The organism is Phyllobacterium zundukense, from assembly GCF_002764115.1.
GTDB lineage: Bacteria > Pseudomonadota > Alphaproteobacteria > Rhizobiales > Rhizobiaceae > Phyllobacterium > Phyllobacterium zundukense.
Window position 1 is genome coordinate 492,865 of record NZ_CP017942.1, and the last position, 12,262, is coordinate 505,126.

Annotated in this window: 13 protein-coding genes and 2 pseudogenes; 8 read left to right on the forward strand and 7 right to left on the reverse strand. The window is 56.1% G+C overall.

From position 1 onward, the window contains the following. Nucleotides 1–219: 219 nt before the first annotated feature. Nucleotides 220–327: pseudogene (locus tag BLM14_RS32120) on the reverse strand (isoprenylcysteine carboxylmethyltransferase family protein); the annotation flags it as partial. A 1-nt stretch (nt 328) separates the two neighbouring features. On the opposite strand from BLM14_RS32120, the gene BLM14_RS25420 reads away from it, so the two are divergent. From BLM14_RS25420 to BLM14_RS25440, 5 genes are all read left to right on the forward strand, one after another. Continuing rightward, a complete protein-coding gene (locus BLM14_RS25420; RefSeq protein WP_237143681.1) occupies nt 329–712 on the forward strand; it encodes a TRAP transporter large permease subunit in 384 nt (127 codons plus the stop codon). Nucleotides 713–818: 106 nt separating this feature from the next. Beyond that, the gene (locus BLM14_RS25425; protein WP_100002845.1) at nt 819–1,901 is read left to right on the forward strand and encodes a substrate-binding domain-containing protein; all 1,083 of its coding nucleotides are present in this window, start codon (nt 819–821) and stop codon (nt 1,899–1,901) included. An 87-nt stretch (nt 1,902–1,988) separates the two neighbouring features. Then, nucleotides 1,989–4,244, forward strand: a complete 2,256-nt coding sequence (locus BLM14_RS25430) for an ABC transporter permease (RefSeq protein ID WP_100002847.1) — start codon at nt 1,989–1,991, stop codon at nt 4,242–4,244. Further along, entirely contained in the window at nt 4,237–5,019 is a 783-nt protein-coding gene (locus BLM14_RS25435) for an ATP-binding cassette domain-containing protein (protein ID WP_100002849.1), read from the forward strand. Before BLM14_RS25430 ends, BLM14_RS25435 begins: the two co-directional genes overlap by 8 nt. 131 nt (nt 5,020–5,150) lie before the next feature. Further along, nucleotides 5,151–5,456: a GNAT family N-acetyltransferase gene (locus BLM14_RS25440; RefSeq protein ID WP_237143682.1), complete on the forward strand. Its 306-nt coding sequence runs from the start codon at nt 5,151–5,153 to the stop codon at nt 5,454–5,456. Nucleotides 5,457–5,490: 34 nt separating this feature from the next. Here BLM14_RS25440 and BLM14_RS32790 read toward each other — a convergent pair whose 3' ends face one another. Continuing rightward, the gene (locus tag BLM14_RS32790) at nt 5,491–5,718 is read right to left on the reverse strand and encodes a DUF1194 domain-containing protein (RefSeq protein WP_418314273.1); all 228 of its coding nucleotides are present in this window, start codon (nt 5,716–5,718) and stop codon (nt 5,491–5,493) included. A gap of 61 nt (nt 5,719–5,779) precedes the next feature. Next, on the reverse strand, nt 5,780–6,202 hold the full coding sequence (locus BLM14_RS25450) for a hypothetical protein (protein WP_100002855.1): 423 nt from the start codon (nt 6,200–6,202) through the stop codon (nt 5,780–5,782). Between the two features lie 835 nt (nt 6,203–7,037). On the opposite strand from BLM14_RS25450, the gene BLM14_RS25460 reads away from it, so the two are divergent. Then, nucleotides 7,038–7,394, forward strand: coding sequence for a hypothetical protein (locus BLM14_RS25460; protein ID WP_100002857.1), 357 nt, complete (start codon nt 7,038–7,040; stop codon nt 7,392–7,394). 637 nt (nt 7,395–8,031) lie between these two features. On the opposite strand, the gene BLM14_RS25465 is transcribed toward BLM14_RS25460, so the two are convergent. Beyond that, nucleotides 8,032–8,193, reverse strand: a complete 162-nt coding sequence (locus BLM14_RS25465) for a hypothetical protein (RefSeq protein ID WP_157929602.1) — start codon at nt 8,191–8,193, stop codon at nt 8,032–8,034. Between the two features lie 195 nt (nt 8,194–8,388). On the opposite strand from BLM14_RS25465, the gene BLM14_RS25470 reads away from it, so the two are divergent. Continuing rightward, nucleotides 8,389–8,643: a hypothetical protein gene (locus BLM14_RS25470; protein WP_100002861.1), complete on the forward strand. Its 255-nt coding sequence runs from the start codon at nt 8,389–8,391 to the stop codon at nt 8,641–8,643. Nucleotides 8,644–9,265: 622 nt separating this feature from the next. On the opposite strand, the gene BLM14_RS25480 is transcribed toward BLM14_RS25470, so the two are convergent. The 3 genes and pseudogenes from BLM14_RS25480 to BLM14_RS25490 all read right to left on the reverse strand — a co-directional run bounded on the left by BLM14_RS25480 (nt 9,266) and on the right by BLM14_RS25490 (nt 11,647). Further along, nucleotides 9,266–9,631, reverse strand: coding sequence for a hypothetical protein (locus BLM14_RS25480; RefSeq protein WP_100002864.1), 366 nt, complete (start codon nt 9,629–9,631; stop codon nt 9,266–9,268). Between the two features lie 284 nt (nt 9,632–9,915). Then, a pseudogene (locus tag BLM14_RS25485) lies at nt 9,916–10,851 on the reverse strand (IS5 family transposase). A gap of 187 nt (nt 10,852–11,038) precedes the next feature. Continuing rightward, the gene (locus BLM14_RS25490) at nt 11,039–11,647 is read right to left on the reverse strand and encodes a hypothetical protein (protein WP_157929603.1); all 609 of its coding nucleotides are present in this window, start codon (nt 11,645–11,647) and stop codon (nt 11,039–11,041) included. 332 nt (nt 11,648–11,979) lie between these two features. On the opposite strand from BLM14_RS25490, the gene BLM14_RS25495 reads away from it, so the two are divergent. Then, nucleotides 11,980–12,192 (forward strand): hypothetical protein, encoded by a 213-nt coding sequence (locus tag BLM14_RS25495; protein ID WP_133123981.1) that lies wholly within the window; start codon nt 11,980–11,982, stop codon nt 12,190–12,192. The last annotated feature ends 70 nt before the right edge of the window (nt 12,193–12,262 follow it).

Consider the following 12,262-nt stretch of genomic DNA (forward strand, 5'->3'; position numbering starts at 1 on the left):
CATGTATCTGCTAAACTTGTGGGCCACCTGCCTAAACTTAGGGACCGGACAATCGGTTCCGCCGCCCATAAAACGAGCCTTCACTCAAACCAATGCCGCTTATGAGACAGCAGGTGCCAAGCAAGCGTTGGTGCTTTTCGAGGAGGCTGGTATCGGGCAGTGACAGTGCAGCAGCACTGTCGGCTGTCGAATTGCGGGCGCCGCGTACGAAGAACCGCTCTAATAGAGCCCGGGAATCAGCCGTGACGTGCGGGCATAATAGGCGTCATAGTCGTTGCCAAATTGCATGCGCAACAGCGCCTCTTCCGAGCGGATGCGGGCAATGATCCTGTCGGCGCGCCTGATCGACTTTGCTTCATCGATCTTCGGCCATTATCGTGGCGGCCTGGCACAAGTGAACGTGTTCAATAGCGTGTTGATCGGTGGCATTTCGGGCTCGTTAGGGGCCGACGCAGCCAGCGACTCAAAGATTCTTGTGTCCGAGATGATAAAGCGCGGTTATTCGCCAACCTTTTCCTGTGCGATTACTGCCATCTCCTCGATCCTGCCGAACATCCTTCCCCCTGCAATCGCCATGCTGGTCTACGCTTCGGTATCGAATGTGTCGATCACCAAACTGTTCACCGCCGGTATCATCCCTGGCCTAATCGTGGCCGCAGCCCTGATGGTCATGAACAAATGCGCTAGTACTGTGAGTTCACCATTTACTTGAACCGGGTTTGGGCAGAATATCACCAAATGGGAGGAAGCATTCGGACCCCCTCTCGAGTAGTGCGCCCGAACGGCTTTCGGCCCTTGGTTGCAAGGGAGGACCAATCATGTGGCGTATTTTCTTGATCGCGGCATGCGCCGCGGCGTTGTCGCTCGGCGTCTCGCACGCCTTCGCGCAATCCGGCAGTGTCGAGAAAGCAGTTGGCGGCTATAATTTCGATGAAGCCGCAAAGGAGGCCCCCGGCACAAAGAATTTCCATTCGGCCGACGGTCACTTGACCTTCGCGGTTGTGACCCACACGGCAGGCAATGGCTTCTTCGACCCTGTCTATGTCGGCGCGACCGTCGCCGGCAATCTGATCGGCGCCAAGATCCTGCTGCTCGGCTCGGAATCGCCGACCGACGACCCGGCCCGCGAGATCGAAATCCTGAACCAGATCGTGCAGGATCCGACTATCGACGGATTGATCATGACAACGCCGCAGGCCGGCGCCTATAACGACATCGTCAAAGCTGCCGAAGCGAAGGGCATCCCGGTTGCCACGACCAATTCGTTCGACGGGACGATCCTCAACCGCAACGGCCTAAGCCATACCGGTCAGGACGCCTCCGCCGCCGCGATTGCCGGCGAGGCGCTCGTCAAGTGCCTGGTGGACAAAGGTATCGAAAAGGGCTCGATCGTGCTGCCCTCGTCGACCGCGATGGGCAACATCGAAGTGAACAACCGCGTGACATCCGCTTTCAACGCAATCGTCAAGGGTCTCAAGGACGCCGGCAAGCTCGAGAACTTCAAGGTCGACGCAGGCCCGGAGAACACCGGCATCGACACCAATCCGAATGATCCGGTGAATGGCATCGTCACGCTGTTTGAATCGCGCGGCGACGTGGTCGGCGCCTTCGCCGGCAACAACGTGTTCACGCCGGCCCTTGCCAAGGCGGTCGCCCAGACCGGAATGACCGGCAAGATCTGCGCCTATGGCTTCGACCTCGGCCCGGCTCAGCAGGAGGCGTTGAAGGGCGGTGACCTGACCGGCGCGCTCGGGCAGCAGCCCTTCCTGCAGGGCTTCTGGCCGGTCATGCAGCTTTATCTGCAGATCGACCGCGGCATCGCGGCGGCTAATCTCGACACGCGCGCCCAGCTCGTGACCCAGGAGACCGTCGGAAACGTCGGCAAGCGTTTCGAGAATTGATGTATCTCGGAACTCCTCAGATCGCCGTGGGCGGGCGCGAGCTCTCCCGCGGCGTGCTACGACCCGGACATCGGGTAGAAGGACCTTATGGCGCCTAACGCGACGACACGACTCGGCCACGCACCGTCCCAAGTCGTCGGCGGCTGGGAGGTGGGGCTCATCGCCCTGCTCTTGCTGCTCTATCTCGGCGGGGCTGTTGTCAATCCCGCGTTCTTCGGGTCAACGGAGGCGTTCCATGCGCTGCTTCGCGACACGTCGCGGGTTGCCATAATCGCAGTCGGAATGACTTTCGTCATCGTTAACAAAGATCTCGACCTCTCGGTCGGCTCCACCTATGGCCTGGTCGCCGTCATTTTCGCTAGGCTTTTCGCGCCGAGCTTTCTCGATCTTGACGTCATCACGTCGGTGATCCTCTGTGGGCTTCTCGGCACGGTGATCGGCCTCGCCAATGGCGTGCTTGTCACGATCCTGAAAGTGCCAGCGTTTATCGCCACGCTGACGATGCTGTTCATCGGCCGCGGTTTCGTGCTTGCGCTCACGCACGGCCAGGCGATTTATTATCCCGGCAAGGCGAAAGATTATCCGCTGTTCTTCCACCTCGGCGAGACAAATTTCTTCGGCTTCAACAACCAGATTGTGATCTTTGTCGTTGTCGCCGTACTCGGCGCCCTCGTGCTGGCGAAAACACGCTGGGGCTACGAGACTTTCGCCACAGGGGGCAACGAGCAGGCGGCGGTCTATGCCGGCATACCAACGAACTGGGTGCGTATCCGAGCTTACTTGATCTCCTCGCTCTGCGCGACCCTTGCAGGCTTGCTTTCTGCCACCCAGGACAAGGGCGTGACCCCTCTCTACGGCGTCAGCGGCGAGTTGACGGTCATCGCCGCGGTGATCATAGGCGGCGCCTCGATCCTCGGCGGTCGCGGTCGCGTAGCCGGATCATGCCTTGGCGCAATGCTGGTTGTCCTGATCGACAAGGTGCTGCGCGAGGGCTGGCCGATCACACGCGTCATCAAAATCGGTGACGATGAAGTGGCGGTCAAAGCGGTCTTCTCCCTACCGGTTGGCGCGGTGCCGGTCTTCCTCGGATTAATTCTCGTCACCGCGGTGCTGATCGAGCCCCATCTCATTCGGCGCCAGGCTGCAACGCGGTTCTGGGCCTGGCTCCGCGGCAGACCGCCACCGCCGGCCTACGAGATCGGCAGCGTCGCGCTCGAGGGCGTCCAGACAAAGGGCGCGATGGCGACCGACATAGTGTTGTCGGCGACCGCACTCGGCAAGTTCCTTAACCGGCGGGATTCGCTCGCCATCATCCTGACTGTCGTGCTGTGGCTCACGGGTGTGGCTCTCAGGCCCGACTATTGGTGGAACTTGTCGAACACCTTTGCCATTCTGCTCAACTATACTGAGCTGGCGTTGATCACGATCGGACTCACCTATGTTATCGCGGCCGGCGATATTGACCTCTCCGTCGGCGCGGTCCTCGCCCTTGCCGGAAGTACTGCCGCCTATTTCCTAAAAGTTCTCGGTGCCGATCCCCTTACCGCAGTCGCGATGGGCCTCCTTGCAGGAATGGCTGCTGGTCTGGTAAACGCTGTGGTGACGGTCGGTTTCAAGTTGCCGGCGTTTATCGTCACGCTTGGCATGTACTACATCGCCCGCGGCTTAGCCGCCTGGTTCGTCGCGGGCCAGCAGCTCACCGGCTGGCCGGAAGGCTACAACCTGCTCGGCCGCAAGGTAAATGACATCCTGCTCCACTTCCACTTCTCTCTGCCACCCGGAATCCTTCGTACGGTAGCCGAGGTGGTCAGCATCCAGACGATCTGGATGTTTCTCGTCGCCCTGATCGCCGGCATCGTGCTCGCTCATATGCCGTTCGGACAGAAGGTCTGCGCCACCGGCGGCAACATCCGCGCCGCCGCTTACGCCGGCATCAACACCAACCGGGTACGCTTCATCTCGCTCATGCTGGCGGCACTCTGCGCAAGCATGGCCGGGATCATCAACGTCGCTTACTTTCGCAGCTTCAACCCGGTCGCCGGCCAGTACCGCGAGCTTGACGCCATCGCGTCCGTGATCATAGGCGGCGGCTCGATCTTCGGTGGCTACGGCACCGTAATCGGCGCGCTTGCCGGCGCAGCCGCGATCACGCTCGTCCGGGCGCTCCTGCAGCTCAATGTCCAAGGGTTCAGCATGCCGCAGCACTGGATCAATGTCTTCATCGGAGTTATCCTGATCATTGCGGTGCTAATCGATATTTGGGTGCGCCAGGCCAACATTTTCGGACGCCTGCGAACCCGCCCCGCAAGAGGCGCACGAACCTCGGAACCCGCTCATGGCTGACGCGACACCACCCGAGCCGATCGTGGAAATGCGGAGCATCGAAAAAGCCTTCGGGGCCGTGCAGGCGCTCCGCAAGGTTGACCTCGTCCTTTATCCTGGCGAGATTCTAGGTCTGGTCGGCGACAACTCGGCCGGCAAGTCGACGCTCATGAAGATCCTGACCGGCGCTTATCAACGCGATGCCGGTGAAATCTTCGTTGCCGGGCAAGCGGCGCACTTCAAGAGCCCGCACGAGAGCCGTGACGTCGGCATCGAGATGATCTACCAGGATTTCGCGCTATGCGGGAACATGGATGTCGGCCAGAACATCTTTCTTGGCCGCTGGCCGCTCAACGGCCCCTTCGTCAATCGGCGGAAGATGTACGCGGAAGCTGACAACGTGCTGAAACGGCTCAAAGTCGACGTAAACTCCGTCTATCAGAAGGTCGAGAGCCTGTCGGGCGGCCGCCAGCAGTCTGTGGCAATTGCTCGCGCGATCTCGTTCGAGCCGCGCGTCGTGATCCTCGACGAGCCGACCGCCAACCTTTCCGTGATGGCGACCGAGCGCCTGCTCGAAACCATGCTGGAGCTAAAGAAGCAAGGTGTTGCCCAGATCATCATCTCGCACCGCCTCGTCGACATTTTCGCCGTGGGCGACCGCGTCATGGTGCTTAAGCGTGGCGAGTACGTAGGCGACCGCTACATCAAGAACACCGACGAGCATGAGGTCCTGGAGATTATCGTTTCCGGCACGCGAGAGCACGCGCTCACGGCCGATGAAGCAAGGGAGATTTGACCGGTTATGGATCACTTTTTCCATGCGTGTTGGTCACGCTTGGGTGATTAGAGCATCAGGCAGCGTCGGGCCTCTGGGCAAAGATTTCTTACCATTGGCTCTTCGTAGAGTTGCTCTTCGTCCCCGAAACTTTGCGAGGCAAAAATCTAGGATCGCAGCTTTTATTGCGAGCCGAGGAGATTGCGATGGACCAGAACTGTGTTGGCATTTGGCTGGACACTTTCGAATTTCATGCGCCAGAGTTTTATATCAAGAAGGGATATGAAGTGTTCGGAAAACTCCAGGTAGCAACTGCCATCAAACTTAGCAACATCCTCCAGATGAGGACAGAATTCACAGTCCCCTCAACGTGCACCTGCATTTTGGTGACATTTCGGGACAGTACTCAGTTTTCGTTGGAAACCAAATGCCCCCGGCTTCGTATGACAGTTCCCTGATCAGTTTCATCCTGATGGCAGCGGAATAGTCAGCCTATTTTTTGATGTTCATCACGAATGAATTGGATCCGATGGTGACTTTCTTCGAGTAGTACCTAGCCAGGTCTCCCCCATCATCGGATATAACCAGCGCATTGACTGTAACGCCCATTTGTTCGGCGCGTTTGCGCGCATAATACAAAGAAACCACGTGATGCCGTTTGGATCCCAACGTCTCCAAGCCGTCGCCTGAGATGTCCACAATTGACATGCCGGCGCACAATTCGGGATCGGAAAGCAGGTCCAGCGCCGACCAGATACCACTGCCTACAGCGTCGCCTCCCTCATGCGGGCATCAAATCGATGACCCTCATGATCGCGACCGCACTGCTCGTGTTCTGGGTGCCTTCTGTCGTATCGGCTTTAGCGCAGGTCCAAACCTCGCCCTTCTTGACTGTGAACTTTTTTTCATTCTGAACGACCGACAGTTCTCCCTCAGTCATGTGGCAGAGCATGTCGTTCTCCATCATGTTGTCCGGTGTTTTCGCCCCGGGTTGGATAACAACATCGCGCAGCTTGACCATTGCATAGGCTTTTATATTTGAGGCCCGCTCGCCCAGCGCTATTTCTCTGACGCCGGGTGCGAGCTCCTTGCCCTCATCGGGACCGTAAGTCTGGGCGGCTACTGGTGTCGCCCAAGTCATCAGAGGCGTTGCAGCCATTGTAAGGCCGAGTGCGAGTGTGGATCTACGATTGACGGTTTCCATTGCTTCCTCCCTAGCCAAATTGTTCGGAAAAGTAGGCCAACCGTTTAGTATTGGGCTGCTGCGGCCGAGAGTCAACGGGCTCTTCCGATTGAGGTCGTCGTGCGAGGCAGGTCGCACCACTCCGGGCGTCCCGGCTCGATTGATGTCCGGCCTCGGGTCAAGACTTGCACGTGATATTGCCTCGGGGAAGGTCCTCACGGGTTCCAAAGCGTTCATTGCGGTCGAGACGAAGAGAGTTGAACCTGTGACCCTTAATCTGTTGCAGTTCGGATGTTACGGAGCCGTTGCACGTCGTTGATAAAGGTTCCTTTGAAAATGCCGATAATAGCCAATTTCTAATCGATTTTGATTGGTTCCTGAAAATCTACAATCGCGCATATAGGTAGCGAAGACTCCCGTCCATGAGACGTTTTGCAATGTCCTCTTAGTGCCCATGAGCGGTCATCTGCCAATCAATCGGTCACGGAATCTGCCAGTGCTTTGTTAATACCGTTGATCAGCAAGTTGGCTGGAAACGGCTTATGCAGATAGGCAATGCAACCGGCTTACACCGCCTCCACTTCCAGACCGCCGCCGAGACAGAGGAACGCAGGCATCCCACGCCGCCTCCGACGGATCCTGCCTGAGCTCTTGGTCGAGAGAAGTGGGCGCGGTGGAACCATAAAGTATTGTGGAGCGGATGACGGTGGAGGCTCTCCAAACGGGTAGGAACCCACGGGACTACATCGGATACAAGGCATTTCAAGCAAATATTTGCAGATACAGCTTAAGCTCGCTTCGGAACAAATCCGCGTGAATACCGTTTCTTAGCAGCTCCATTTCAAGGAATAATCCCATGGCCGACGCACCTGAGCCTGCACTACCGAGTGCCGACAATATGCAAAAATCCCTGGAGAAACAGATCGCGGCGCTTCGAAACGAGATCGCGAAAATCAACAAAACGATAGCGAAGCGAAGCACCAAAATACTGAACAATGCGCATGAGCAGGCCTCCGATCTGTCTGAAGGCGCATCGTCGCTGGCCTCACGGGCAACGCAGCAACTGCGCACGCAAGCTCAAGCAGTTTCCGAGATTGCGCGCGAAAACCCCGGCACCACGACTTCTATACTTGGCATCGTCGGTATTATCGGTTTCCTGTTGGGCGTCGCCGTTGGGCAGACTTTGACCGATACGCGTCGTCGCTGGTATTGATCTTGACCATTGAGCATGTGAAGGACCGAGGGAATCTGCCCGTTGTCTACTCTTCCCGACATCGACAAGGCACAAGCCCGTATCATTTCGAGAGGACTACCTGCAATGACGCGCAGCTGGCCGGATCGTTACGCGATCGAGCGGAAAACTGCATGGCCGAGTTACTTGGTGCTTGCGACAAAGGGCGATCCATAGACCGCCCTATCTCGCGCGCATCTGTTATTTGGCGGCAATGAAAGGTGCACCCGCTCCAGTCTCGCCGCTGCTTTTTGCGCCAGAGATTCGCGTTACCGTGCCATCTAAGATCTTGTGCCACACGACTTTGGTCGCGCCTCATCGGCCTGTGCGGGATCATAGCACACCTGATCACAGCGAGGAATATTCCGCGTCTCTCCCAATGGTCGGCGGGCTGGTCGCTGAGGGAGTAATGCTCACATCTGCCCGTCAACCTGCCCTCCCATGCTGGAAGAAAAAACGGTTGACCAGACCCGAGTGGCATTTGTGGAACGCAGCAAGAGGCGGGTTCTAATTGGTCTTGCTTCCCGCGGCGCAGGCGTGCGTGAGGGCAAGTCTCTGAATATTTCGCGCAAGAAACCGCCACCGCGATCATCATCTACAGAAGCGGACATTAGTCATCCTATTTTGGTTCTTTGTCGTGCAACTGCCTGAGCAAATCTTTGAATCGCTCGTCATTCGAAACGGGCTTATATCGACTGTGAAGTGCATCCCTCAAGTCAGGCCGCTCCAGTTGTTCTCTGACCACTTTGGCGTTTTGTGGTTTCTTGTCATCGTCACTCATCTTGCACCGCCTTGTGAGCGCAAAACCATCCGCAGCGGCGTTGGTTCCAATCATCTCAAAACGCCCAGATTCCAGAAACGATTCGTAATCTGTCAAATCAGGCGTACACTGTTGAAATCGTCAGGCATCTTCTTGGCCACTGGCGATTGAGAGATCAGATGCGCTCCCGCCGAAACGCAAACAGGGGAGAACATCATGCTTCACCTGGTAAATCAGTTGACCTATTCATCCCAGGACTGGGACATTATGCAACGTGCGCACACAAAGGCGTCCGAACTGCTTGGGCGTTGCCCATCCACGCATGAAAACGCCAACCGCCTGGCTCGAACAGTCATGAACCTATTCAATCGGGGGTTGCGCGATGCGGAAGTCCTGGCTTGGATCGCCGCCAATCAGGAAACCGCGGTTACAAACATCGCTCTCGTGCGCCGAAACCGCATAGCTTCCTGAGCTAAGCCATGGGTCAGAGGCTGAAAGAGAAGCTGGAATGTTCGGATTGCGGGACGATCTATCTGCGTATTCCCGAAAACGTGCAGCTGCACTTCCTCATCCAATGCAATTCATGCGCCAGAGTTCTTGGCAGATGGAGTGAACTGACGGCAGATTGTAATCCTCAACGTGGCGAGAACGGCGTGTTCGAAATGCACGATGGCCAGATCATTCGGAGGGAATGATGGGCCATGTCTGACGATTATAAGGCGACGAAAAGCACGAACCCACCTACCGCTCGCCTATGACATACGGCGCGGCGTTCTTTATCGCCGTGGCTATCGCGGTACTGTTGGGCTGGCTCTTTCGTTGACAGAGCGTAGGTGCAGCCTCACGCGCTCTGTATTGGAGGCACGCAAAACGCTGTTCGAATGAATCCATTCTTGCACTGCCCCGTTTCGGCAGCCCGACTTGCCTTGTTTTGCGTATACCGGCGGGTCGGGCCGCGCTTACACGTGTAAATGGCCCACGGAACTATGCTGTTGGCACATCTCCTCGGCTGCGGTTAGCGGCGCGCTCCCTGCATTGCGAGGTCGCGTTTGCCTGCAAAAGTTTTAGTGGCGGCGCGTCGAACCCAGCGCCACTACTCTATACAATCCGTTGCATCAGCACCTTTGGCTGCTGCCGTCTTTTCACCTTTCTGTTGCGCCATCACATCCTGCCCCGACGTTGCCAGGTTCTTATCTACACCGCCTCCCTGCTCAGCGAGGGGTGTTGTTTTGCCGTCTTTTTGAGCGGTATCGGTTGTGCTGCTGGTTGTTGTGCCAGTGCTCGCGGCCCCGGTCTGGGTCTTGCTGTTGGCACCATTTTCGAGCGGAACATGAGTGCCGTCTTTTGAAATGCCCTGTTGAGTTACGGAACCTGTCGTTTCGTGACATTTTGCAATTGCCGTCCCGGATGTAAGAGCCGTAACGGCTACGGCAGCTAAAATTGAAGTAATCGTTTTCATTTTCTTTTCCTGCGTTGACTGTAAATGAGAAACCAACTGCTGTGTTAATTGTTCCTGATTGGTTCCTGAAACGTGCTTTTTCTGCTCTTTCTCAACCAGTAGCTGTATTATTCCAGAGCCATACAGCCATGAGGGTTAAAGGGGCCAATGACCGGCCCCAACCATCGCAGCGCAGAAGCGGCCCAGTACAGACGGGTACAAAACCGCCCCATCCGAGAGGGTCAACTGAAGAGCATTATTGCACGGATGGAATTTTAGGCCCATTTCGATCTTGGATGTAGGCTTTAAATGGCGACTTCTTTCATGCGAACGGATATCGGGCGTGCGCATGAAATCATGCGGTTAAGAACGTCGCATGCCAGGTGCTGCTTCCGACTGCTGGTTAGCGAATTTGCGCGCGCGTAACCTATTTCCCATGATCGATTTGTATCGTCCAATCGCCGTCTCAACCAAAGAGCGCTCGCTGTATCCGTTCTTGGCCTGCCATGCCATGCGTCCGTCTTTTTGGATGGACGCAATGTGCTCATCCCGCTGACTGGGCGGATCGTGATCATCTCTTTCATTTGAGTTCGAACGCGGAGGAATGATGATCCTGGCGTCCGGGCTATGATCAAGAACAGCCTCATATGTCAGCTGCCCATCATAGGCTCCGTCGGCAGTAAACTGACCGATGGTTTGGTTAATATTGCCGAGCAACATCTCAAGCTGACTGACATCGCTCGTATTCTGATCGGTCAGAACTTCTGCGATGATCTCCCCGCTATCCGCGTCAACGCCAGATGCAGTTTACGCCATTCACGTCGGGATTTGGCTCCATGTTTATCTTCAAGCCATGGGCCTACACCGTAGATTTTCAAGCCTGTGCTGTCGATGACAACATGTAGAGGCTTATCGGCACCGGCCTTCTTTTCAGGCTGGCCATTGGCATCAGGCGTGTTCTTTCGAGGTTGCAACTGACCAGATCGTCGGCTCAACGTCGTATGATCCGGGATCGGAAGTTTCACACCCATCCGCTTGAAAACGGACAACAGGAAGCCTTCGATCTGGGTGCAGCGGTAAATCGAAAACCAGCCCGCTCTTCAGGGATGCTTCAGATCAGAATAACGAGGCTGACCGCTTCCGCGCTGGCGAAGCCCTGCTTCGTATTCCGACCAGTTCGTCATCTTATATTTCATCTTCGGAATACGGTAACGGCGAGCAGAATTGTACTTGAAAGGCATGAAGAGCATCCAATCCGTCAGATGCTTAGGCTCATACCGCGAACCTCTCAAGGATTCGTGCACCAACGTCCCTCGCCACTTCAGAAATGGCTATTCGCTGGGTGGTAACCGTGCATCGCCTTCCTCATCTTCGACTTCAGGATCGCGGGCGAACTCCGACACTTTCACCTCATGCGGGGATAAACTTTCATTCACGGGACTTGCCCACGCTGTAAGATCGAGCACGGACACGCCCGCTGGTCATATCGCGCTTGCCAACCCGAAGATCCTTATCTTCTTTGAGGTCAGGTATTGTCTCATCGACGTCGTCCGGAGTTTCGTTCCCCGAAGCACTGGCGACGCCTGCCATTCCCGAAATCTTTGGATCCCCGGTGCGATCATACTCAGCCGGTGCCAGGTCCTCGATTGCTGGTGGCGACCAACCTTCGGAGCGCCAGGACGCAGCACGTTCATCGATGTCTACGCTGCCTTCATCGTCAAGAATATCGAGCGCTATATCCGACAGTTCGGCAGCTACACCAGTCACCGTGACCAGGTAGCCGCCACGCCGAAGCCCCTCGGAATAGACCTCTCGCTCAGCACTCGGCAAGAAGAAGTCACCCAGCGATTCCCAAAAGCCCTTGTTGTCATCGCTCGATCTTGCTTCCGGGCTGACAGCATCGTCGCCCTCGACCAGGCGAACGCTATCTCGACCAATTCCCGCATCAACTAGACGCTGCACAGCTCTTTCCGCCATTTCGCGATCTTCATAAAAAGCAGTTAATGTGTTCGAAGGGGTTGAGTTGTGGTCACTCATTTTGGCGTCTCCTCATTGTTGGGTTTTGAAACGCTGGTTATTGCGAGCTGCCTCGATACGCTTAGAAACCGCACAATTCTGCGGTGTATTCCTAGGTCATCGCACACCAGGCCGTCTGATCAACAAACGGCTTCAGGGATGGTTCCGGCAAGGAGCCAAAATATTAATTCGGAGAGCAAATGCACGGCTAGAGTTTCGACAGTTTGTGGTCCTGTCGAGCTTCACTCGTGATCATTGGAACTAAGTTCTGATAAGATGCGTTGCTGATTAAGGTAATGTCAGCTGTGTCAACCGGACATGATGGCAGGACGGACAAGGGAGTTTTTCCGATCTTGGCCAACGAAATGGCAGGCGAGCGTCTATCCCATCTGGCTGACATTGCTTCAACATTAAACAGGATTGTCGTGACGAAGAAAATCAGCGAGCAAGACGCGAAGCAGGGGAAGCAAGGCCTTCCCGTGCTTTACGTTCTCGCTGTCTCATTAGGATTAGCGGTTGTTGTCTGGGGCGCCGTAGAACTTTACGGTGAGTTGATCGCCCCCTAGTTGCAACTAATCAACTATCTAGAAACACACGGCATGCGATGCCACGAAATACTTCGAGATTCCACGGCCG

Excerpts from the sequence above, each read along its gene's own strand:
- BLM14_RS25425 (WP_100002845.1), top strand. The coding sequence starts at position 819 with ATGTGGCGTATTTTCTTGATCGCGGCATGCGCCGCGGCGTTGTCGCTC.
- BLM14_RS25430 (WP_100002847.1), top strand. The coding sequence starts at position 1,989 with ATGGCGCCTAACGCGACGACACGACTCGGCCACGCACCGTCCCAAGTC.
- BLM14_RS25435 (WP_100002849.1), top strand. The coding sequence starts at position 4,237 with ATGGCTGACGCGACACCACCCGAGCCGATCGTGGAAATGCGGAGCATC.
- BLM14_RS25450 (WP_100002855.1), bottom strand. The coding sequence starts at position 6,202 with ATGGAAACCGTCAATCGTAGATCCACACTCGCACTCGGCCTTACAATG.
- BLM14_RS25460 (WP_100002857.1), top strand. The coding sequence starts at position 7,038 with ATGGCCGACGCACCTGAGCCTGCACTACCGAGTGCCGACAATATGCAA.
- BLM14_RS25465 (WP_157929602.1), bottom strand. The coding sequence starts at position 8,193 with ATGAGTGACGATGACAAGAAACCACAAAACGCCAAAGTGGTCAGAGAA.
- BLM14_RS25470 (WP_100002861.1), top strand. The coding sequence starts at position 8,389 with ATGCTTCACCTGGTAAATCAGTTGACCTATTCATCCCAGGACTGGGAC.
- BLM14_RS25480 (WP_100002864.1), bottom strand. The coding sequence starts at position 9,631 with ATGAAAACGATTACTTCAATTTTAGCTGCCGTAGCCGTTACGGCTCTT.
- BLM14_RS25490 (WP_157929603.1), bottom strand. The coding sequence starts at position 11,647 with ATGAGTGACCACAACTCAACCCCTTCGAACACATTAACTGCTTTTTAT.